Consider the following 19,127-nt stretch of genomic DNA (forward strand, 5'->3'; position numbering starts at 1 on the left):
GAATGCGGTGGAGCTGCGCCAACTCGCCTACTTCGTGGCGGTCTGCGAGGAGCTGAGCTTCAGCCGGGCCGCGAGCCGCTGCTTCATCTCGCAGTCGGCCATCAGCCACCAGATCGCCCGGCTGGAACGCGACCTTGGCGTGAACCTCTTCGAACGCTCGACAAGATCGGTCGTACCCACCGACGCGACCACTCGGCTACTTCCCCTTGCGAAACAAATGTTGAGCCTGGAATCCGCCATTCGCGCAGCTGTGCGGGCCTCCGGGCCACGCATTCGCCTGGCAGCCAATATGAGCTTCGCAACCAGATCGCTCTCCGCCATCGCCGGCGCGCGCGAGGCCCACCCGGGCGCCGAGATCGAGTTCGTCATCAAGCCGTTCCGGCAGCGCATCCAAGCCGTCGCCGACGGGGACTGTGACTTGGCTCTCATCCGCGGCAGCGTCGATCAGCCCGGACTGACCGTCGAACAGCTCTGGGTCGAGGATCCGGTCATCGCCACCTCCACCGCCCACCCCCTCGCCATGCGCGGCGGCGACGTCACCCTCGCCGAATTGGGCGACTACCCCCTGCTGCTCCCGCCCGAGTCCGAGCAGGTGCTCCTCCACAACGTGGTCCGCGCCGCCTTCGCCGATCTCCCCACCGGCCCGGTCTTCGGCCCGCCCATCCCGCCCGACCACACCGCCACCATGGAACTCATCAACCGCCCCGACGCGTGGACCATCCTCTACGCCGACAGCCAGACCGAGGGCATCGCCACCCTCCGCCTCACCGGCCACCCGTTGCGCATCCCGGTCTCCGCCGTCACCCGCACCGAAGGCCGCCCCTCCCCCATCGTCACCACCCTGCTGGCGGCGCTGCACTGCTCCTGATCGGTCCGCAGCCCTGATTCAGGCCAGCGCCGCCGCGACCGCGAGGTGCAGGCGCAGGTCGTCGGGCTCCTCGTCCTGGACGGCCCAGACGATCTCCTCCATCGACCGCATGAACGCCCAGGCGTGCGCGCGATCGGGCCGAACTTCCAAGGCCGCGGCCGTCCGCTCGGCCACGGCTCGCGCATGTTCCGGCGTGGGGTCGCTCTGCACCTGGATCATCACCAGGAACCCGGCGTCGAAGGCCGCCTCACCGAGATACGCCTTCGGATCGATGAGCAGCCACGGCTCCCGCTCCGCCGCAACGATATTGCCCAGATGAGTATCACGATTCACCACCAATAGCGGCCCGTCCGGCACCGCCAGCTCGCGGCATCGTTCGGCGGCGCGATCCAGAAGCCGCGCCGGAATCACCTCGGCGATATCGGCTTCCGGCTCCAGGAACATCCCCTCCCATTCCCGCACCATCCCCGCCGCCGTCGGCAACCCCGGAAACCCTTCCGGCACTCCACCGGGCTCCCGTCGCAGCCGCCGATACAACCGGCACGCCTGCTCCACCTTCCCGATGTTCTCGACCCGCCCCTCGAGGCTCGGAAAGCCTGGCTGATACAGCAGTTCCGTCCCCGGCCGCGCCCATTCGAGCAGCATCGCCCCACTCCCCGAATCGAATTCGAACAACCGCACCGCCCCGTCCCCGCCATAGCAGTACAGCCCGGTCGGCTCCCCGCAATTCTCTTCGTCGACCACCGGCACCTTCAGTACCGCGACCGACCCGTCCGCCCGCCGCACCGGCGCGACCCACGAATGCGTCCCACCCCCGAAACTCTCCCCCGCGACCTCCAGCTCCCAAGCCGCGCACCGATCTTCCACCATCCCGGGCAGCGCGGCCAGCCACCGCGGCCCCCGCTCCCCGAAGCTGCCCGCGATGTTCTCGGCCACGCCCGGCGGCAGTGAGATCGACATCGCCCCACCCTGCCCGACGCTGTCTCGAATCGCCACGACGAGGGTCCCCGTGGCGATTCCCCCCGGCGGCCGGGCTAGGAGACCCAAGGCGGCTGTGTGCCGCAGCTCGCCTGACAGGGCGTCCCGGGTTGCACGCTGCCGGTGTACGGCGCTGAGGTCTGCGGCGGCAGCACGACCGGACCGCTGGTGGCGATCGGAGCGGGCGTGGTGAGCGGGAGCGGATCAGCCGCCGCCTGCCCGGCACCAGCGGCCAGCGCCGCAACGATACCCGCCGTGGCGATGAATGTGCGCATGAGAGAAACCCTTCGGTGGAGCAGGTGACCAGAACCGGCGACGGCCAGAAAGAGAAAAGCTGAGCGATTCCACTTCATGAATGGCCCGGAACCCGGCGCCCCGGACGCCCCCAATTCGATACGTGGAATCCGGACCACTCAGGGTTGGGGGCTGATGTCCGACGGGCATGAGGACCCGCTGGCGGCACCGAGGAGGAACCCGATCACATTTCCGGTTGACAGGGCGTAGGAGAGAACCCCCTCGGCCCGGGCACTTCCGGTGCCACCGACAGAGGACTGGTTGCATCCGCCCGGCACCCAAGGATCCGCCGATGCCGATGCCGAACCCGACGCCGAGCCCGATCCGGCGACGTCATTCAAGGGCAACGGTTCCGCGGCCGCCTGACCAACCGCAGCCGCCAACGTACCCGCGACAGCGACGGCCGTGATGAGAACCCGCATACTGCACTACCTTTCGACGTCGCGAACCGGACTCGACCCGGCCCCCAATTGTGAAATGCACATTTTCACAATTGGGCCTCGGCATTCGAGCCCCCAATACTCGGGGCGTCAACGCAAGTGGCCCCGGCTGTTTCCAGCCGGGGCCACTCGATTGCGCTCAGCGCGAAGGGTTTCAGCCCTTGCAAGCTTGACCGCCTCGGCCAACTGCGGCAACCGACTCAGGCCGGTGTGCAGTTGTCATACTTGAAGCACTCGGGGTTGAAGACGGCGCACAGCGCCCACCCGACCCCGGTGATGACCACGTCGATCGCCGCCGAGCCGGTACCCGCGGAGCCGGTGGTGGCGACCGGGGCGGCCGGAGCGTCCACCACCGGAATCGGTGCGGCCGCCGCCTGACCGACCCCGGCCGAGAGAACGCCCGCGACAGCGGCGGCGGCGATGAGAATTCGCATGCTGCAATACTTTTCGATGCGCGCTATCCGATGTGCGGATATGTGAGTGGGGCACAGATGCTGGTGCTGCCCAGCACCGAGCAAATCAGCGCGGACTGAAGGCCGCCGAGAATACGGTTCACATCGATGGCTGAACCGGACGTGCTGTCCGGCAACGTGGGCACCGGCGTGACCACGGGGTCCGCGGTGGCCGGGCCGACGCCAGCCGAGAGCACCGCCGCGACGGCGGCGGCGGTGATGAGAATTCGCACGATGCATTGCCTTTCGATGCCGCGATCGGCCTCCGCCGGATCGCGCCCCAAATGTGAAATGCACATTTTCACAATCGGGACCGAGTCTCCGAGCCCCCAATGCTCGGGGCGTCAACGCAAGTGGCCCCGGCTGTTTCCAGCCGGGGCCACTCGATTGCGCTCAGCGCGAAGGGTTTCAGCCCTTGTGGGCCTTGACCGCCTCGGTCAGCTGCGGGGCGACGTTGAACAGGTCGCCGACGATGCCGTAGTCCGAGATCTCGAAGATCGGGGCCTCTTCGTCCTTGTTGACGGCCACGATGGTCTTCGAGGTCTGCATGCCGGCGCGGTGCTGGATGGCGCCGGAGATGCCCAGGGCCACGTACAGCTGCGGGGAGACCGTCTTGCCGGTCTGACCGACCTGGAACTGACCCGGGTAGTAGCCGGAGTCGACGGCGGCACGGGAAGCACCGACAGCGGCGCCGAGGGCGTCGGCCAGCGGCTCGACGACCTTGCCGAAGTTGTCGGCCGAACCGACACCACGGCCACCGGAGACCACGATCGCGGCCTCGGTGAGCTCGGGGCGGTCGCCGCCCACGTTCGGCTCACGCGAGATGACCTTGGTGACGCCCTCTTCCTGCGCGGGCAGCTCGACGGCGACCTTCTCACCGGCGGCGGCCTGCGGGGCGGCCTCGATGGCGCCCGGACGGACCGAGATCACCGGCACGTCGCCGGTGGCCTTGGCGTCCACGGTGAACGCGCCACCGAAGATGGAGTGCTGCGCCGAGCCGTCACCGTTCACGGCGATGACGTCGATCAGCAGGCCGGAGCCGATGCGGGCGGCCAGGCGACCCGACACCTCCTTGCCGTCGGCGGTGGCGGCGACCAGGATCGCGGCCGGGGCGACGGACTCGGACAGACCGGCCAGCACGTCGACCTTGGGGGTGACGAGGAAGCCCTCGGCGTCATCGCCCTCGGCGACGTAGATCTTCTCGGCGCCGGCCGCGGCCAGCGCGTCGCCCAGCTTGTCGCCGGTGCCGGGGGCACCGACGACGACGGCGGCCGGGGTGCCCAGGCTGCGGGCGGCGGTGAGGAGTTCGGTGGTGACCTTCTTGGGCGCACCTTCAGCGTGCTCCACGAGCACGAGTACTTCTGCCATTGTTCTTTCTCCTGAAGTTCGTTCGCTCGGGGGCGGTCTTAGATGATCTTCTGACCAACGAGGTAGGTGGCGATCTGGTTGCCGCCCTCGCCCTCGTCGACGATCTTCGCGCCCGCCGTGCGCGCCGGCTTCGGGGTCACACCGGTCACCTGGGTGCCGGCGTTGGCAACGCCCACGGTCTCCGGGTCGACGCCCAGATCCGCCAGGGTGAAGGTCTGAACTTCCTTCTTCTTGGCGGCCATGATGCCCTTGAAGGACGGGAAGCGCGGCTCGTTGATCTTCTCGGTGACCGAGACGATGGCCGGCAGGGTGGCCTCCAGCTTGAAGACGCCCTCGTCGGTCTCGCGCTCGCCGGCGATGCGCTCGCCGTCGACGGTCAGCTTGCGGAGGTGGGTGAGCTGCGGCAGGCCCAGGTACTCGGCGATGATCGCCGGAACGGCGCCCGCGCGACCATCGGTGGCCTCGTTGCCCGCGATGACCAGCTCGATGCCCTCGATCTGGCCCAGCGCGGCGGCCAGGATGTAGGACGTCTGCACGGCGTCGGAGCCGTGGATCGCCGGGTCGTTGATGTGGATGGCCTTGTCCGCACCCATGGAGAGGGCCTTGCGGATGGCCTCGGTGGCCCGATCGGGGCCGGCGGCCAGCACGGTGACCTCGCCGCCCTGCGCCTCCTTGATCAACAGCGCCTCCTCGACGGCGCGCTCGTTGATCTCATCGAGGATGGCGTCGGCGGCCTCGCGGTCGAGGGTGTAGTCCCCGCTGGTGAGCTTGCGCTCGGACCAGGTGTCGGGAACCTGCTTGATCAGTACGACGATGTTCGGCATGGGTCTTCGTCGACCTCCTGTTCTGGTGGCACTGGGTATGGCGGTCGCACGAGTTTTGCCGTACGTCCACAAGTAGCTCGTTCGGGAGATTACCCTACGTTAAGTTACTCGTGGGTAACTTAGCGTGTGACTTTCCGCATCGGCTGATCCGGTCGCGGGTGTGATATGCGCAACCGCTAACGTCGGAGCAATGAGCGAGGCCGTGAGACCTGTTGAAAACCACACCGATCCCTTGCCGCTGACCGGCGAGCGGACGGTGCCCGGCATCGCCGAGGAGAACTACTGGTTCCGCCGCCACGAGATCGCCTACGTGCGCATGCTCGACCGTTGCGCGGGCAAGGACGTGCTCGAGGCGGGCAGTGGAGAAGGCTACGGGGCCAATATGATCGCCGGAGTCGCCGCGCGTGTCACCGGTCTCGACTACGACGACAGCGCGGTCGCGCACGTGCGCGCCAAGTACCCGCGCGTCGAGATGGTGCAGGGCAACCTGGCCGACCTGCCGCTCGACGACGCCTCGGTCGACATCGTGGTGAACTTCCAGGTCATCGAACACCTGTGGGACCAGGCGCAATTCCTGCGCGAATGCCTGCGGGTGCTGCGGCCCGGCGGCAAGCTGCTGATCTCCACCCCGAACCGGATCACCTTCTCCCCCGGACGCGACACACCGCTCAACCCGTTCCACACGCGTGAGCTCAATGCCGCCGAGATGACCGAGCTGCTCGTCGAGGCCGGTTTCACCGTCGAACTCATGGCGGGCATCTTCCACGGGCCCGAACTCGTGGCACTGGACGAGAAGTGGGGCGGGTCGATCATCGACGCGCAGATCGAGCGGGCGCTGGCGGGCGAGCCGTGGCCCGCCGACCTGGCCGCCGACGTGGCCGCGGTGACCATCGACGACTTCGCACTGCTCGCCGACTCCAAGCGCGACATCGACGCCAGCCTCGATCTGCTGGCCGTCGCGGTGAAGCCGTGACGGACTCGAATTCGCCGGTGCCGGGCCAGTTCACGCTGGTCCTGCACTCGCACCTGCCGTGGCTGGCCCATCACGGGCGCTGGCCGGTCGGCGAGGAATGGCTCTACCAGTCCTGGGCCGCGTCCTACCTGCCCGTCGCGAAGGTGCTCAGAACCCTTGCCGCCGAGGGCCGTTCGCACCTGATCAGCCTGGGCATCACGCCGGTGCTGGCCGCGCAGCTGGACGACCCGCACTGCCTCGAGGGCATGCACCACTGGCTGGGCAACTGGCGACTGCGCGCCGACGAGGCCTCCATGGCCGGCAATGTCGCGCTCGGGCGACACGAACACCGGCTCGCCGCAGCCGCTCTCGACGATTTCGAGACCCGCTGGATGCACGGCGCCTCGCCGGTGTGGCGCGAGCTCATCGACGCCGAGGCCATCGAATTGCTGGGCGGGCCGCTGTCGCATCCGTTCCAGCCGCTGCTGGATCCGCGGCTGCGCGAGTTCGAACTCGTCGAGGGCCTGGCGGACGCGCGGGCGCGCTGGGGGCACACGCCGTCGGGCATCTGGGCGCCCGAGTGCGGATTCACGCCGGGCATGGAGCAGACCTACGACAAGGTCGGCATCTCGCATTTCATGGTGGACGGTCCCGCGCTGCGCGGCGACACCACGCTCGGCCGGCCGGTGTGGGATTCCGACGTGGTGGCCTTCGGCCGCGATCTCGCGGTCAGCTACCGCGTCTGGTCGCCGAAATCCGGGTACCCGGGACAGCCCTACTACCGTGATTTCCATCACTACGATCACGCCACCGGATTGAAGCCCGCGCGGGTCACCGGCAAGACCGTGTCGGGCCCCGACAAGGCTCCTTACGATCCCGAACTCGCGTCGGCGGCCATCGGCAAGGACGTCGCGGACTTCGTGGCGACCGTGCGGGAACGGTTGATCTCGGAGTCGGAGCGCATCGGCCGGCCCGCCCTCGTGGTCGCCGCCTTCGACACCGAATTGTTCGGCCACTGGTGGCACGAGGGCCCGCAGTGGCTCGAGCAGGTGCTGCGGGCGCTGCCCGAGGCCGGGGTCACCGTCGGCACCCTCGCGGACGCGCGGGCCCGCGGCTACGTGGGCGAACGCGTCGAATTGGCCGATTCCTCCTGGGGTTCGGGCAAGGACTGGCGGGTGTGGGCCGGGGACCAGGTGTCCGATCTGGTCCAGCTGAACGCCGAGGTGGTGCGGCTCGCGCTGGACACCCTCGACAAGATGCGGGTGGACGCCGGAACGGTCGAGCACACCCGATACGGGTTGCGCGACACGGTTGCCGACCAGCTGCTGCGGGAGGCGATCCTGGCCGTCTCCAGCGACTGGGCGTTCATGGTGTCGAAGGATTCGGCGGCCGGGTACGCGCGTGATCGAGCCCATGAACACTCGCACGCCGTGCGCGAGATCGCGGCCGCGGTGACGGCCGGGCAACTCGCCAAAGCGGGTCAGTTGGCGGCAGGATGGTACGCGGCCGACGGACTCTTCCCCGCGCTCGATGCGCGCAGGCTCGGCCCCGCTTCAGAAGGACCCGCATGAAGATCTTGATGGTGTCGTGGGAGTACCCACCCGTCGTAGTCGGTGGGCTGGGCCGCCACGTCCATCACCTGGCCGTCGAGCTGGCCGCCGCCGGGCACGAAGTCGTCGTGCTGGCGCGCCGGCCGATGGGCACCGACGCCACCACCCACCCGACGCACTCCTTCATCGAGGAGGGCGTCCTGGTGGTGGCGGTCGCCGAGGATCCGCCGGTGTTCGACTTCGGCGAGGACATGCTGGCCTGGACCCTGGCCATGGGTCACGCCATGGTGCGGGCCGGGATCGCGTTGAACAAGCCGGGCATCGGCGAGGGCTGGACCCCCGATGTGGTGCACGCCCACGACTGGCTGGTCGCGCACCCGGCGATCACACTGGCCGAGTACTACGACGTGCCGCTGGTGTCGACCATCCATGCCACCGAGGCGGGCCGCCACAGCGGCTGGGTCTCGGGTCGGGTGAACCGGCAGGTGCACTCGGTGGAGTGGTGGCTGGCCCACGAATCCGACGCGCTCATCACCTGTTCTGAGTCCATGAAGGACGAGGTGCACCGGCTCTACGGCGCCGAGAAGGTGCCGATGACGGTGATCCGCAACGGAATCGACGTGGGCGCGTGGACCTTCCGCGAACGCGCGCCCCGCTCCGGACCGCCGCGGCTGCTGTACGTGGGCCGGCTCGAATACGAGAAGGGCATCCAGGACGCCATCGCCGCGCTGCCGCGCATCCGCAAGGCGCATCCGGGCACCACGCTCACCGTGGCCGGTATCGGCACCCAGTTCGACTGGCTGCGTGAGCGCGCCCGCGCCCACCGCGTCGCGCGCGCGGTGAGTTTCGTCGGCAAGCTCGACCACACCGACCTGCTGGGCTGGCTGCACAGCGCCGACGCCATCGTGCTGCCCAGCCGCTACGAGCCCTTCGGCATCGTGGCCCTCGAGGCCGCCGCCGCGGGCACCCCGCTGATCACCTCCACCGCGGGCGGGCTCGGCGACCTGGTCACCGACGGCGTCACCGGCGCCTCGTTCGAACCGGCCGACGTGAACGGCGTTGCGGAAGCGGTCATCTCGGTGCTCGACGACGCGGCCGCCGCGCAGGAGCGCGCCTGGGCTGCCCGCGAGCGCCTCACCGCCGACTTCGCCTGGGATGTGGTGGCGCAGGAGACCGCGCTGGTCTACCAGGGCGCCAAGCGCCGGGTCCGCAATCCGGTCGGCCGCCCGGTCATCTCGGAACGTCCACTGCCGGAACGGGATCCGAACCAGCCGTACTGAGCGGTGACGCCCGGTTTTCCCTCGGACACGTCTGCGCCTCGAATTGGAACGAGTTCTAATCCGAGGCTCGGACCGGTCAGTTGAACGAGCAGCCCGGATTCGGCGAGTCCTCCGACAGCGGACTGCCCGCGGGCAGCACATAGAGCACGTCGAGAATCTGCGACTCGGTCCCCAGATTCCGTTCCAGATGGACATTGCCGGTCCCGGCCCGCTCCACGAACGCCGTCCCCGCCCCGCCGACCTGATCGATCGCGCAATCGGGTCCGTAATGGCTCAGCTCGCCCTGACGCAGGACCGCGTACAGCGTCCCGTCGTGATAATGCCAGCCGGTGGAACCGCCTGGGACGATGGTGATCTCGCGCAGGATGTAGTCGGTGTCCCCGATCGTGGTGCGCGCGATGATCACCCCCGTGACCCCGTCGGACGGTGTCGCGTGCGCGGTCGCCGCGAAGGACCCGGCCAACGCGCACGATGCGAGCGCGGCCAGTACAGCTCGAGAACCGAGAGTCACCCCGCCACGCTATCGCGCGCCACCGGTCGGCGAGAACCCTAGGCGTCCATCTTCTTCAGGGTCTTCTGGACCGTCAGGAAGGTGCGGGTGGTCATGTCCTTGCCCCAGGCCTTCTCGATCGTGGACATGAAGCCGGTGGTGCTGGGATCGGTGTTGTCGATGACGGTGAGCAGGGCGGCGGCGGGCTTGTCGTAGCGGATGACGCGGACCGTAGAGCCCTCGAAATCGGGGATGGACTCGGGATGCTCGCGCACGAAGGTGACCGTCAGATAGGTCTCGCGGCCGTGCGTGAGACCGGCGTAGGGATCGGAGTCGACCAGCTTCTGGAGCTGGGCCTGGGTGCGGATCAGCGTCCCACCGGGGATGCCCAGTTCGGCGGTGAGCGCCTGTTGGATGGTCGATTCGAGGGCGGCCACGTCGGTGTCGTCGGTTCGGAAGACCACATTGCCACTCGCCAGCAGCGTGCTGACCTTCTCGAAACCCAGCCCCTCGAAGACGCCGCGCAGCTTCTCGCCGCGCATATTGGGGTTGGTGGGCATGATCCCGCGCAGGAAGGCGGCGTAGCGGTGCATGGCCGTGAACCTACCTGCGCGGGGTGACAGTCAGGAGGCGGCGACGCCGCTCTTCTTGCGTTCGATGTCGGCGAGCGCCTCGAGGTGGGCGGCGCGGGCCTCGGCGGCGGCGTCCCAGGTTTCCTTGCGGTTCTTCACGGCCCGGGCGGGCGCGCCGACGCAGATGGAGTAGTCGGGGTAGTCCCCCTTGACGACGGCGTGCGCGCCCAGCACGCAGCCGCGGCCGACGCGGGTGGAGCGCAGCACGGTGACCTTGGCGGCGATCCAGGTGTCCGGGCCGATGCGGACCGGCGACTTCACGATGCCCTGATCCTTGATGGGCAGGTTGATGTCGTCGGTGACATGGTCGAAGTCGCAGATGTAGCACCAGTCGGCGACCAGGGTCGACTCGCCGATCTCGATGTCGAGGTAGGTGTTGACGACATTGTCCTTGCCGAACACCACCTTGTCGCCGATGCGCAGCGAACCCTCGTGGCAGCGAATGGCGTTGCCGTCGCCGATGTGCACCCAGCGGCCGATCTCCAGCCGGGCCAGCTCGGGGGTGGCGTGGACTTCCACGTTCTTGCCCAGGAAGACCATGCCGCGCAGCACGATGTGCGGGTTGGCCATCTTGAACTTGAACAGCCGGTAGTAGCGCACCAGGTACCAGGGCGTGTAGGCGCGATTGGCGAGGGCCCACTTCAGAGACGCGGGCGTGAGGAAACGGGCCTGCTCCGGATCCCGGCGGCGCGAACCCCGCCAACGCGAGCGCAGCGGTGCGCCCCACATGCTCGTCACGAACTACTCCCTGTGTTCACCGGTCGTTTCAACGAGGGTATCCGTCCCCTTCCACGGGCACGAAAGTAGGCTGTGCTCCGGCTGCGGCAACGGCAGGGCTCCGACTGTGGCAACCCGGCGACAATCCTCAGACTTCCGTACTGGCAGAAGGGACACCAGCAGGTGCGAAACGGCAGGCGGCGGACCGGACGTGATCGACGCTCGAGCACCGGGTCCAAGGTGCTGGCCCTCGCGGGCGCCGGGCTGATCGCACTGACGGGGTGCTCGTACGGCAGTACCAAGGTCGACGATATCGGCGTCGGTCCCGGCAAGGGCTGGCCGATGGCGTTCGGGGATGCCCGCAACAGCGGGTCCAGCTCGGTCACCGGGTCGCGGAATCTGGCGCTGAATTGGTCTCGGCCCGTGGGCGGTCCGGTCGCGCAGCCGGTCACCATCGGCGGCGACGGCCAGCTGTACGTCACCACCCGCGCCACCGGCTGCAACATTGTGTCGTTCCAGATGCCGACGGGCCGCAAGCGTTTCTGTAATCCACTGGGGCCCAGCGCCGTCGACGGCGGCGCGGCGGTGGACGGCAGCGGCAATGTGTACGTCGGCGACGACGGCGCGGTGAACTCGTTCAACAACCTCGGTCAGCCGCGCTGGCGCACCCCCGCCGCCGGGACGCCGGTGTCGGTGCAGTTCACCGGCGACGGGAAGGTCCTGTCGGTCACCCAGTCCGGGCAGGTGGACGTCCTGATCCGGCAGACCGGCGAACGCCAGGTCCCGACCTTCCAGTTGCTCGGCGAACCCGACTTCCTGGCCAACCCGTCGCTGAGCCGCCCGCCGGACGGGCAGGGCCTCGACGACTGCGCCACCGGCGGACCGCAGTGCCCGATCGCGAATGTGTCGGCGGTGGACCAGAAGTCGGGCCGCTTCTACGCGACCGTGTGGAAGCCCGGTGACAGCCAGGCCGCGTTGGTGGCGCTCACCTACAACGGCAAAGAGGTCCGCGTCGACTGGGACGCGAAGCTGCTCGAACAGGGCAGCGCCACCAGTCCCGCGCTCTCGGCCGACGGCTCGACGGTCTACGTCGGCGACAACACCAATCGCCTGATCGCCGTGGACGCCGCCACCGGCAAGACGAAATGGACTCGGGACCTGGGCTTCCCGGCGCGCGGCGGCATCTCCGTCGCGGACGGCCTGCTGGTGCCCGCCGGCGACGAGGGTCATCTGATGGCGCTGCGCGATCAGGGTGACAAGGCCGAGATCGCCTGGGAGCGCAAGGATCTCGAACTGCGCGGCCGCCCGGTTCAGACCGCGGGCGGCACCGGCTACACGGTCGCCCCGATCGGCGACAAGCTGACGCTGGTCACCTTCGACACCCGCAATGGCGCGACGGTGCAGTCCAACGATCTTCCGGGCGCGGAGGGCACCACCGTGGCGACCGCCGTGGGCAGCAAGAGCGAGGTCGTGGTGGCCACCCGGATCGGCGAGCTGTTCGTGTTCAAGCCGGAGACGAAGTAGCTCCGTCCGGGCGCAGCGTCAGCGCGTAGGCGTCGACATTGGCCGCGACCCGCCGCAACAGGTCCAGCAAGGTGCCGTAGTCGTCGGCGCCGAGACCTTCGGTGGCGGCCGCGCGCTGGATCCGGATGCGCTCCCACAGGTTCGCGTGCGCGGCGACGCCTTCCGGGGTCAACGCGTAGGTCCCCGCGCTGTCCCGGCCGACCCAGCCCCGATCCGCCAGCGCGCCGACATACGGTGCGGCCGTGGGGTCGTGGGCGTCGAGGTACGGGGACAGCGCGCTATCGAGGCCCGCCGTGTCGAGCGGGCCGTCGGCGAGCGTGTGCAGGGTCTGCCAGTGGCGGCGGAGCAGGCCCTCGGCGGCCAGGAACGCGGCGAAATTGTCCTCGAGGGTCTTGTCGATGCGCTTGAGCCAGTAGCCCAGGAACTTCGGTGCGTCGGACATGATCGTCTCCCAATATTTGTAAAAGTACATGTATATGTACTTTAACAAGCGATTGTAGGATGACAAGGGTGAAGGACAGCGACCCCGCGATCGCCGCCATCGAACGCGCCATGGTGGCCATTCGCCGCAGCCAGAGTCGGCGCGCCCTGAACAAGCTCGCGGCCCGCGCCGGGGGCCCGGCCGTGGATCCGACCCTGTTCGGCGTGCTGGACGCCGTCGAGGCCCGGGAGGGCGAGGTGGTGGTCACCGATATCGCCACCGCCCTGGGCGTGGATCAGCCGCGGGCCAGCCGGCTGGTGGCGCGGGCGGTCGCCGAGGGTCTCGTGGAACGACGGGCCGATCAGGCCGACGCGCGACGCGTCCACCTGTACCTCACCGCCTCCGCGCGCACGACCCTGGACCGCGCCCACGCGAATCGGCAGGCCGCGCTCGGTGCCGCGACCGCCGACTGGCCCGACCGCGACCGCACCGAATTCGCCCGGCTGCTCACCCGATTCGTCGCCGACTTCGAGACGGTCACCGCCGACCGGCCCGACGACGCCCGGTAGCGATCAGTCCGGGCGGACCGATTCGAGGACGGCGGCGGCCCGCTCGAGCAGGTCGATGAGCGCGGCGCGCTCGGCCGCGGTGAACTCCGCCGCGAGCGCCCGCTCGACCGGGACCGCGCGTTTGTCGGCCGCCCGCATGACCTTGCGGCCCTCGTCGGTGAGCCGGGTCTCCAGCACATTGCGATGCCACTCGTGCGGCGTGCGCTCGATGAGGCCGCGCTCGCGCAGGTTGGTGAGCACCGTGTTCATGGTGGGCGGGGTGACGCCGCAACGGCGGGCCAGTTCGGCGGCGGAGATGCCCGGGTTCTCACTGAGGACGTAGAGGGCCGCGTACTGCGGGATGGTCACGGCCGCGGGCTTGAGGGCGGCGTTCTTCGCACCCATGAGCGCCTGCTCGGCGCGCTTGATATAGGTCCCCAGGCGCTCTTCGACCGGCATCGACGTCACCCCGGCATGATAGCTCACCCTCTTGTTCGAACCTTGACGATCATTAGAGCTCTAATCTATCTTCGCTCTCATATTCCAATGTCATCTCTACCGTCTCGAAAGGCGTGCGCATGTCCCACACCGTGATTCCCGAGAAGTACACCGACCTGCTCACCCGGCCCCTGTTCGCGCACCTGGCCACGCTGAATCCCGACGGCACCCCGCAGGTCACCCCGATCTGGCAGATCTGGGACGGGGAGTTCCTGCGCTTCACCACCACGACGACCCGGGCCAAGCACCGCAATACCGCCCGCGACCCGCACGTGGCGGTCAGCATCAACGATCCCGAGGCCCCGTACCGCTACCTGGAGATCCGGGGCGTCGTCGAACGCATCGACACCGACGCCGGGGGAGAGTTCTTCGATGTCCTCGCGCAGCGCTACGGGCTCCCCTACGAGAAGCCCGTGGGCGACCACCCCGATCGCGTCGTCCTGGTGATGCGGCCGACCCACGCGACCTATCAGGGCTGAGGCCCTACGGGGTCGCGCAGAGGAAAACCGTTGCGGCGCGGCCGATTCTGGTGACGACGAGGGAGTGCGGCACCGACCCGCGGGGTTTGATGCGGGCGCGCAGGGCGTCGGGGTCGATATCGACGCCGCGGGTGAGGATTTCGAGGGGGCCGCAGTCGCGGCGGTGGAGTTCGGCGCGCAGGGGCTTCTCGCGGAATTCCATGCGGTCCAGGACTCGGAAGCCGCGGACGCCGTCGGGAACCTGGTCGCCGGTGAGATAGGCGATGCGGGGATCCAGTTGCCACAGGCCGTGTTTCGCGGCGTAGTGGCGGACCAGGCCCGCGCGGACGACGGCGCCGTCCGGATCGATGATCCACTCCCCCGGCTCGCGTTCGGGGATGTCGTCGGGGGCGGTGTCGGTGAGGGTCCAGGGGTCGGCCGTCGCGGACAGCACCGTCGCGCGGCGGGTGACGCCCGGTTCGGTGAGACCCGGTGACCACAGGCAGGCTTCGCGGACCGCGCCGTCGAGGGAGACGACCTCGACCTCGCCCGACCAGCCCAGGGTGTCGAAATCCAGTCCGGGAGCGCACTTCACGGCCAGATCGCGGCCGGAGTAGGCGGTGAGCAGATCCGGCAGTGGCGGCTGGAGTTTGGCCGGATCGTGGGTGCGGCGGCCGTCGGCGCGGCGGGCGGGATCGGCGATCACCACGTCGGCGGTGCTGCACGGAACCAGCGCGTCGGCTTTGGCCAGCAACACATTTCGCGCGCCCGCGTTGTGGGCGGCCATGGCCAGCCGGATGTCGTCGAGGTCGCTGCCGATGACGGCGGGACAGACCGCCGCGAGCGCGGCGAGTTCCGCGCCGATCGAGCAGGTGACGTCGTGCACGGTGCGCCCGGCCAGCCGCCGGGCACGGTGCGCGGCCACCGCCGACGGGGTCGCCTGCTGGAGGGCGTCGTCGGTGAACAGCCAGTCCCCGGCGGCGGCCAGTTTGGCGGTCGCCCGGCGGCGCAGGCGGACGGTTTCGATCAGGGCCGCGGCCCGGTCGCCGTGCCCGCGGCGGACGCGCTCCAGATCCTTGAGGAGCGAGGCGGAGGAAAGCGCGAAATCGCCCACCTCGGCCAGGGCCGCCGCGCCGGCGGCACTGGAGAGGTAGGCGATGTCGTCGCGAGTGAAGGCGTAGCCCACGGGGTTTCGCGGAGCCGGCCTACTTGGCGGACGCGCCGGGCTTCACGCCGGTGATCATGGCGTTGTAGAAGAACTGGCGGGGCACCACGTGGCGCAGCACCTTCTCGTCGAGGGCGGAGAACGCCAGCCACGCCTTGTACTGGGCCATGCGGTAGCCGATGGTCAGCTTCTCCTCGGGCACGGCGGCCTCGAAGGTGCGGACCGGCCAGCCCCAGAGGGCGGCGGCGAATTCCTCGGTCTTGGCCTGCACCTCGACGGCGCCCGCGCTGCGGGCCATCTTCTCCAGGTCGGAGGGGTCGAAGGTGTGCAGGTCGACGACGGCCTCGAGGGCCGCGGCGCGCGAGGACTCGTCGAGCTCGGACTGCGGGCGACGCCAGCCGCTCAGGAACGGCAGCTTGGTGACCGTGGTGGTGACCTTCCAGGTGACCTGGCCCAGGCGACGCGCGTAGATGTTGCCGATGGTGGTCGGCTCACCGGCGAACACGAAGCGACCGCCCGGCTTCAGCACGCGCAGGCACTCCTTGAGCGCGAGTTCCACATCGGGGATGTGGTGCAGCACGGCGTGGCCGACGACCAGGTCGAAGGTGTCGTCCTCGTAGGGGATGGTCTCGGCGTCGGCGACGCGGCCGTCGACGTCGAGGCCCAGGTTCTGGCCGTTGCGGGTGGCGACCTTGACCATGCCCGGCGACAGGTCCGTGACCGAGCCGCGCTCGGCCACGCCCGCCTGCATCAGGTTCAGCAGGAAGAAGCCGGTGCCGCAGCCGAGTTCGAGGGCCCGCTCGTAGGGCAGCTCGGTGCTGGGCGCGACGGCGTCGAAACGACCCTTGGCGTACTCGATGCAGCGCTCGTCGTACGAGATCGACCACTTGTCGTCGTAGGTCTCGGCTTCCCAGTCGTGATACAGGACCTGGGCGAGCTTGTTGTCGCTATACGCGGCCTGGACCTCGGCCTCGGTGGCGTGCGGGTTCGGCGCGGGGTCTTCAGGACCAACTGTCATGCAGGCAAGCCTAATGAATAGCCCGGTGAGCGGTGTTATCGGGCCACTGAACGACCGGTGAACGGGACCGCATCCGGTCCGTCGACCAAATAAGAACGTGTTCCAACCTGCTGATCTTCGGTTCCGAACAGGTCAGCCCACTCGCGGCGGGCCCGATCATGACCATGTGTACCGGCCTCGAAGACCCGTTTCGCGGCCGCGATCGCAGCGCCCGGACCACCCACGAACTGCCCAGCCCAGCGCAGTGCGGCGGCGAACACATCGTCGGGCGCGACCACCTCGTCGACCAGGCCCAGCGCCGCGGCCTCCTTCGGATCCACGAAGCGTCCGCTGTACACCAGGTCCTTGGCGTGCGACGGCCCGATCAGCAGGCTCAGACGGCGGATGCCCGCCAGCGGGATCAGCCCGGCCTTGATCTGCGGCAGGCCCAGTTTCACGTTGTCGCCGATGATGCGGCGATCCGCCGCCAGCGCCAGTTCCAGCCCCGCGCCCAGCGCGTAGCCGCTGATCGCCGCGACCGTCGGCTGCGGCAGCCGGGCCAGGCAGCCCAGCGCCGACTGGAAGTCGGCCACCATGGCCTGTGCCTGCTCCGGGGTGAGGCGGGCCAGCTCGGCCATCTCGTCGCCCGCGCTGAACACCCGCGCGTCGCCGTAGACCACCACGGCGGCGATCGACCCGTCGGCCGCGATCTCCTCGGCGGCGGCCGCCACCTCGAGCGCCACCTGCAGATCGATCAGATTCATCGGGGGGCGGGCGATGCGGAGCACCGCGACACCCTCTGCCACGCCCCGGTCCACGGTCACGAATTCGGCCACAGCCGATCACCCTACTTCGGGCCCTGGGTATGGTGTCCCTCCGCCCGTGCGGGCGTGCTCGATCGTGGAGTTCTTATGCGTGACATGTGGTGCCCCAGCTGCGACTCGACCCTGCCGGTCGTAGCGAGCCGATGCCCCTTCTGCTCGGCGGAGCGCCCGCCCGAACCGGAACCCGAACAGCCGCCGTCGTATTGGCTGCGCGTATTCGTGGTGGCACTGGTCCAGGTCGGGCTACCGATCGCGGTCGGGGTGGGGATCCAGGCCCACGTGGTGGCCGCGGCGGCGGCGCTCGGATTCGCGGTGAGCGCCATGCTGTGGAGCCTGGTGTGGGCCGCGGCCACGCCGCAGCACTGAGCTACCGGCCTACTCGGGTCGCTGCGAGCCCCGGATGCGGGCGTTCTCCGGCAGTTCCGCGAAGTAGCGGTCCGCGTCCGGGAAGGCCAGCGCCGGGCCCTCGGCCTCGGGATCGTAGACCGGCATGATCGGGACGATGGTGCGGTCGGCGGCGAGAATCTCGGCGGTGGAGGCGAATTCGCCGAGCGCCGCGAGCTGGGTCCAGGTCGGTGGCAGCAGCACGTCCAGGCCCTCGTGCCAGCGGCTGATGGCCTCGGCGGGCGTGCACCAGGTGACGACCTCGGCCTCGGAGGTGGCGCCGTCGGCCAGCTGGCCCTCCGGCAGCACGGCCACGAAGAAGCGGGTGTCGTAGCGGCGCGGCTCGATCACCGGGGTGATCCAGTTGTCCCACGGGCGCAGCAGGTCGGCGCGCAGCACCAGGTTCTCGCGGGTGAGGAATTCGGCGAAGGACAGTTCGCGGCGCTCCAGCTGCCCACGCGCCTCGGCGTAGACGGCGGTGTCGGTGACCACGGTGTCGGCGGTCGGACCGGCCAGCAGCACGCCGCATTCCTCGAAGGTCTCGCGCACGGCCGCGCAGATCAACGCCTGGGCGCGGCCCGCGTCGATGCCGAATCGCTCGGCCCACCAGGCGGCTTCGGGTCCGGCCCAGTCCAGGGCGGCCGACGCGTCGGAGGGGTCGACGCCGCCGCCGGGGAAGACGGTCATCCCGGCCGCGAAGGCCATGCCGCCGACGCGGCGCTGCAGGAACACCTCGGGCCCGTGCGCGCCGTCGCGCACCAGCATGACCGTGGACGCGTCCTTGACCGGGCGCGCGGCGGGCTGGGATCCGGGCTGTGCAACTGTCTCGCTCACATTCCGCACCATAACCCTTACCCGAGCGAAATAACATCGGCCCCGATTCACTCGGTCAAATGGACTGATCCGGTGCGAGTTTCGATCACGGGCGGCCCGGCGGGGTCCGGATGCCGGGTCCAGGTGCCCTCGACCTTCCCGGTTCGGTAGTCCTGCACCTGGCTGACCACGGCCCCGGAATCGTCGGTCCAGGTAACCAGGAAGATGCCCGCCTCGATGGGCGCGACCGCGACCGGGGTATTTGTCCGGCGTCCGGTGTCGGCGGCGGTGTAGGTGAGGCTGCGGCCGTCCGCGGCGAAGGTGATGGTGCCGCCCGAGCCGACGTCATAGGTGAGCTGCGCGGTCTTGCCGTTGAGATCCGCGGGGACCGCGGCCTTGCCCAGCGTCTCGGCGGCATGCGACTTCGAAACCTGCTGGGCCGCTGGTGGATCGGCGACGCAGCCGGTGGCGGCGAGGGCGACGGCGAGGACCGCGAGGGCGCCGGTGCCCCGGGACGCGATGGGACCGGTCGCCCGGTCTGCGATGGCACCGATGGTCCGGCCCACGGCCAGCTCCCTCCGTCAGCGGCAGTTGCGGACAGTTTGCCCGGCATCGCCGACGGACGCAATCGCAGCGCGCCGAGGTTCGCG

Annotated in this window: 25 protein-coding genes; 9 read left to right on the forward strand and 16 right to left on the reverse strand. The window is 69.4% G+C overall.

All coding sequences use genetic code 11. From position 1 onward, the window contains the following. Nucleotides 1–7: 7 nt before the first annotated feature. The gene (locus tag ABZ382_RS30780; protein ID WP_357096221.1) at nt 8–868 is read left to right on the forward strand and encodes a LysR family transcriptional regulator; all 861 of its coding nucleotides are present in this window, start codon (nt 8–10) and stop codon (nt 866–868) included. Between the two features lie 18 nt (nt 869–886). On the opposite strand, the gene ABZ382_RS30785 is transcribed toward ABZ382_RS30780, so the two are convergent. Then, nucleotides 887–1,828: an aminoglycoside phosphotransferase family protein gene (locus ABZ382_RS30785; protein WP_357096223.1), complete on the reverse strand. Its 942-nt coding sequence runs from the start codon at nt 1,826–1,828 to the stop codon at nt 887–889. Nucleotides 1,829–1,902: 74 nt separating this feature from the next. Beyond that, nucleotides 1,903–2,121, reverse strand: a complete 219-nt coding sequence (locus ABZ382_RS30790; protein ID WP_357096226.1) for a hypothetical protein — start codon at nt 2,119–2,121, stop codon at nt 1,903–1,905. Nucleotides 2,122–2,380: 259 nt separating this feature from the next. Between ABZ382_RS30790 and ABZ382_RS30795 the strand changes: the two genes are divergently transcribed. Next, nucleotides 2,381–2,506 carry a hypothetical protein gene (locus tag ABZ382_RS30795; RefSeq protein ID WP_357096229.1) on the forward strand — a complete coding sequence of 42 codons (126 nt, stop codon included), beginning with the start codon at nt 2,381–2,383 and terminating at the stop codon, nt 2,504–2,506. A gap of 274 nt (nt 2,507–2,780) precedes the next feature. Here the strand turns inward: ABZ382_RS30795 and ABZ382_RS30800 are convergent, their stop codons facing one another. The 4 genes from ABZ382_RS30800 to ABZ382_RS30815 all read right to left on the reverse strand — a co-directional run bounded on the left by ABZ382_RS30800 (nt 2,781) and on the right by ABZ382_RS30815 (nt 5,224). Then, entirely contained in the window at nt 2,781–3,014 is a 234-nt protein-coding gene (locus ABZ382_RS30800; protein ID WP_357096232.1) for a hypothetical protein, read from the reverse strand. Nucleotides 3,015–3,037: 23 nt separating this feature from the next. Further along, nucleotides 3,038–3,331 carry a hypothetical protein gene (locus ABZ382_RS30805; protein ID WP_357096235.1) on the reverse strand — a complete coding sequence of 98 codons (294 nt, stop codon included), beginning with the start codon at nt 3,329–3,331 and terminating at the stop codon, nt 3,038–3,040. 109 nt (nt 3,332–3,440) lie between these two features. Beyond that, nucleotides 3,441–4,400 carry an electron transfer flavoprotein subunit alpha/FixB family protein gene (locus tag ABZ382_RS30810; protein ID WP_357096238.1) on the reverse strand — a complete coding sequence of 320 codons (960 nt, stop codon included), beginning with the start codon at nt 4,398–4,400 and terminating at the stop codon, nt 3,441–3,443. 38 nt (nt 4,401–4,438) lie between these two features. Then, nucleotides 4,439–5,224 carry an electron transfer flavoprotein subunit beta/FixA family protein gene (locus tag ABZ382_RS30815; RefSeq protein WP_357096241.1) on the reverse strand — a complete coding sequence of 262 codons (786 nt, stop codon included), beginning with the start codon at nt 5,222–5,224 and terminating at the stop codon, nt 4,439–4,441. A 190-nt stretch (nt 5,225–5,414) separates the two neighbouring features. On the opposite strand from ABZ382_RS30815, the gene ABZ382_RS30820 reads away from it, so the two are divergent. The 3 genes from ABZ382_RS30820 to ABZ382_RS30830 are packed head-to-tail and all read left to right on the forward strand — an operon-like array spanning nt 5,415 to nt 9,006. Further along, nucleotides 5,415–6,197: a class I SAM-dependent methyltransferase gene (locus ABZ382_RS30820; protein ID WP_357096244.1), complete on the forward strand. Its 783-nt coding sequence runs from the start codon at nt 5,415–5,417 to the stop codon at nt 6,195–6,197. Beyond that, nucleotides 6,194–7,747 carry a glycoside hydrolase family 57 protein gene (locus tag ABZ382_RS30825; RefSeq protein ID WP_357096246.1) on the forward strand — a complete coding sequence of 518 codons (1,554 nt, stop codon included), beginning with the start codon at nt 6,194–6,196 and terminating at the stop codon, nt 7,745–7,747. The genes ABZ382_RS30820 and ABZ382_RS30825 overlap by 4 nt, the downstream gene beginning before the upstream one ends. Continuing rightward, on the forward strand, nt 7,744–9,006 hold the full coding sequence (locus ABZ382_RS30830) for a glycosyltransferase family 4 protein (protein ID WP_357096249.1): 1,263 nt from the start codon (nt 7,744–7,746) through the stop codon (nt 9,004–9,006). Before ABZ382_RS30825 ends, ABZ382_RS30830 begins: the two co-directional genes overlap by 4 nt. Nucleotides 9,007–9,082: 76 nt before the next feature. Here ABZ382_RS30830 and ABZ382_RS30835 read toward each other — a convergent pair whose 3' ends face one another. The 3 genes from ABZ382_RS30835 to ABZ382_RS30845 are packed head-to-tail and all read right to left on the reverse strand — an operon-like array spanning nt 9,083 to nt 10,866. Then, the gene (locus ABZ382_RS30835) at nt 9,083–9,517 is read right to left on the reverse strand and encodes a cupin (RefSeq protein WP_357096252.1); all 435 of its coding nucleotides are present in this window, start codon (nt 9,515–9,517) and stop codon (nt 9,083–9,085) included. Between the two features lie 38 nt (nt 9,518–9,555). Beyond that, nucleotides 9,556–10,089, reverse strand: coding sequence for a DUF1697 domain-containing protein (locus ABZ382_RS30840; protein WP_357096255.1), 534 nt, complete (start codon nt 10,087–10,089; stop codon nt 9,556–9,558). A gap of 30 nt (nt 10,090–10,119) precedes the next feature. After that, the gene (locus ABZ382_RS30845; protein ID WP_357096258.1) at nt 10,120–10,866 is read right to left on the reverse strand and encodes an acyltransferase; all 747 of its coding nucleotides are present in this window, start codon (nt 10,864–10,866) and stop codon (nt 10,120–10,122) included. Nucleotides 10,867–11,028: 162 nt separating this feature from the next. Here ABZ382_RS30845 and ABZ382_RS30850 point away from each other — a divergent pair, with 162 nt between their 5' ends. Continuing rightward, nucleotides 11,029–12,369, forward strand: coding sequence for a PQQ-binding-like beta-propeller repeat protein (locus ABZ382_RS30850; protein ID WP_357096259.1), 1,341 nt, complete (start codon nt 11,029–11,031; stop codon nt 12,367–12,369). Here the strand turns inward: ABZ382_RS30850 and ABZ382_RS30855 are convergent. Further along, on the reverse strand, nt 12,350–12,811 hold the full coding sequence (locus tag ABZ382_RS30855; protein WP_357096262.1) for a MarR family winged helix-turn-helix transcriptional regulator: 462 nt from the start codon (nt 12,809–12,811) through the stop codon (nt 12,350–12,352). The two genes, ABZ382_RS30850 and ABZ382_RS30855, sit on opposite strands and share 20 nt — an antisense overlap. A gap of 68 nt (nt 12,812–12,879) precedes the next feature. On the opposite strand from ABZ382_RS30855, the gene ABZ382_RS30860 reads away from it, so the two are divergent. After that, entirely contained in the window at nt 12,880–13,359 is a 480-nt protein-coding gene (locus ABZ382_RS30860) for a MarR family winged helix-turn-helix transcriptional regulator (protein WP_357096264.1), read from the forward strand. Nucleotides 13,360–13,362: 3 nt separating this feature from the next. Here the strand turns inward: ABZ382_RS30860 and ABZ382_RS30865 are convergent, their stop codons facing one another. Continuing rightward, nucleotides 13,363–13,797 (reverse strand): MarR family transcriptional regulator, encoded by a 435-nt coding sequence (locus ABZ382_RS30865; RefSeq protein WP_357096401.1) that lies wholly within the window; start codon nt 13,795–13,797, stop codon nt 13,363–13,365. Nucleotides 13,798–13,916: 119 nt separating this feature from the next. On the opposite strand from ABZ382_RS30865, the gene ABZ382_RS30870 reads away from it, so the two are divergent. Continuing rightward, entirely contained in the window at nt 13,917–14,315 is a 399-nt protein-coding gene (locus ABZ382_RS30870) for a PPOX class F420-dependent oxidoreductase (RefSeq protein WP_357096267.1), read from the forward strand. Between the two features lie 4 nt (nt 14,316–14,319). On the opposite strand, the gene ABZ382_RS30875 is transcribed toward ABZ382_RS30870, so the two are convergent. Genes ABZ382_RS30875 through ABZ382_RS30885 form a run of 3 tightly spaced genes read right to left on the reverse strand, consistent with a single transcriptional unit; the run spans nt 14,320 to nt 17,292 of the window. Beyond that, nucleotides 14,320–15,480, reverse strand: coding sequence for a class I SAM-dependent methyltransferase (locus ABZ382_RS30875; protein WP_357096270.1), 1,161 nt, complete (start codon nt 15,478–15,480; stop codon nt 14,320–14,322). A 19-nt stretch (nt 15,481–15,499) separates the two neighbouring features. After that, a complete protein-coding gene (locus ABZ382_RS30880; protein WP_357096273.1) occupies nt 15,500–16,477 on the reverse strand; it encodes a class I SAM-dependent methyltransferase in 978 nt (325 codons plus the stop codon). Nucleotides 16,478–16,512: 35 nt separating this feature from the next. Further along, nucleotides 16,513–17,292 (reverse strand): enoyl-CoA hydratase-related protein, encoded by a 780-nt coding sequence (locus ABZ382_RS30885; RefSeq protein ID WP_357096274.1) that lies wholly within the window; start codon nt 17,290–17,292, stop codon nt 16,513–16,515. Between the two features lie 75 nt (nt 17,293–17,367). Here ABZ382_RS30885 and ABZ382_RS30890 point away from each other — a divergent pair, with 75 nt between their 5' ends. After that, nucleotides 17,368–17,646, forward strand: a complete 279-nt coding sequence (locus ABZ382_RS30890; RefSeq protein WP_357096277.1) for a hypothetical protein — start codon at nt 17,368–17,370, stop codon at nt 17,644–17,646. Between the two features lie 9 nt (nt 17,647–17,655). Here the strand turns inward: ABZ382_RS30890 and ABZ382_RS30895 are convergent, their stop codons facing one another. Continuing rightward, nucleotides 17,656–18,429: an NUDIX hydrolase gene (locus ABZ382_RS30895; RefSeq protein ID WP_357096404.1), complete on the reverse strand. Its 774-nt coding sequence runs from the start codon at nt 18,427–18,429 to the stop codon at nt 17,656–17,658. A 116-nt stretch (nt 18,430–18,545) separates the two neighbouring features. After that, nucleotides 18,546–19,043 carry a hypothetical protein gene (locus ABZ382_RS30900; RefSeq protein ID WP_357096280.1) on the reverse strand — a complete coding sequence of 166 codons (498 nt, stop codon included), beginning with the start codon at nt 19,041–19,043 and terminating at the stop codon, nt 18,546–18,548. Nucleotides 19,044–19,127 lie beyond the last annotated feature (84 nt).

This window comes from Nocardia sp. NPDC005825 (assembly GCF_040630175.1).
In the GTDB taxonomy this organism is placed as follows: Bacteria; Actinomycetota; Actinomycetes; order Mycobacteriales; family Mycobacteriaceae; genus Nocardia.

Excerpts from the sequence above, each read along its gene's own strand:
- ABZ382_RS30785 (WP_357096223.1), bottom strand. The coding sequence starts at position 1,828 with ATGTCGATCTCACTGCCGCCGGGCGTGGCCGAGAACATCGCGGGCAGC.
- ABZ382_RS30790 (WP_357096226.1), bottom strand. The coding sequence starts at position 2,121 with ATGCGCACATTCATCGCCACGGCGGGTATCGTTGCGGCGCTGGCCGCT.
- ABZ382_RS30800 (WP_357096232.1), bottom strand. The coding sequence starts at position 3,014 with ATGCGAATTCTCATCGCCGCCGCCGCTGTCGCGGGCGTTCTCTCGGCC.
- ABZ382_RS30805 (WP_357096235.1), bottom strand. The coding sequence starts at position 3,331 with ATGTGCATTTCACATTTGGGGCGCGATCCGGCGGAGGCCGATCGCGGC.
- ABZ382_RS30810 (WP_357096238.1), bottom strand. The coding sequence starts at position 4,400 with ATGGCAGAAGTACTCGTGCTCGTGGAGCACGCTGAAGGTGCGCCCAAG.
- ABZ382_RS30815 (WP_357096241.1), bottom strand. The coding sequence starts at position 5,224 with ATGCCGAACATCGTCGTACTGATCAAGCAGGTTCCCGACACCTGGTCC.
- ABZ382_RS30820 (WP_357096244.1), top strand. The coding sequence starts at position 5,415 with ATGAGCGAGGCCGTGAGACCTGTTGAAAACCACACCGATCCCTTGCCG.
- ABZ382_RS30830 (WP_357096249.1), top strand. The coding sequence starts at position 7,744 with ATGAAGATCTTGATGGTGTCGTGGGAGTACCCACCCGTCGTAGTCGGT.
- ABZ382_RS30840 (WP_357096255.1), bottom strand. The coding sequence starts at position 10,089 with ATGCACCGCTACGCCGCCTTCCTGCGCGGGATCATGCCCACCAACCCC.
- ABZ382_RS30855 (WP_357096262.1), bottom strand. The coding sequence starts at position 12,811 with ATGTCCGACGCACCGAAGTTCCTGGGCTACTGGCTCAAGCGCATCGAC.
- ABZ382_RS30865 (WP_357096401.1), bottom strand. The coding sequence starts at position 13,797 with ATGCCGGTCGAAGAGCGCCTGGGGACCTATATCAAGCGCGCCGAGCAG.
- ABZ382_RS30870 (WP_357096267.1), top strand. The coding sequence starts at position 13,917 with ATGTCCCACACCGTGATTCCCGAGAAGTACACCGACCTGCTCACCCGG.
- ABZ382_RS30880 (WP_357096273.1), bottom strand. The coding sequence starts at position 16,477 with ATGACAGTTGGTCCTGAAGACCCCGCGCCGAACCCGCACGCCACCGAG.
- ABZ382_RS30890 (WP_357096277.1), top strand. The coding sequence starts at position 17,368 with ATGCGTGACATGTGGTGCCCCAGCTGCGACTCGACCCTGCCGGTCGTA.
- ABZ382_RS30895 (WP_357096404.1), bottom strand. The coding sequence starts at position 18,429 with ATGCTGGTGCGCGACGGCGCGCACGGGCCCGAGGTGTTCCTGCAGCGC.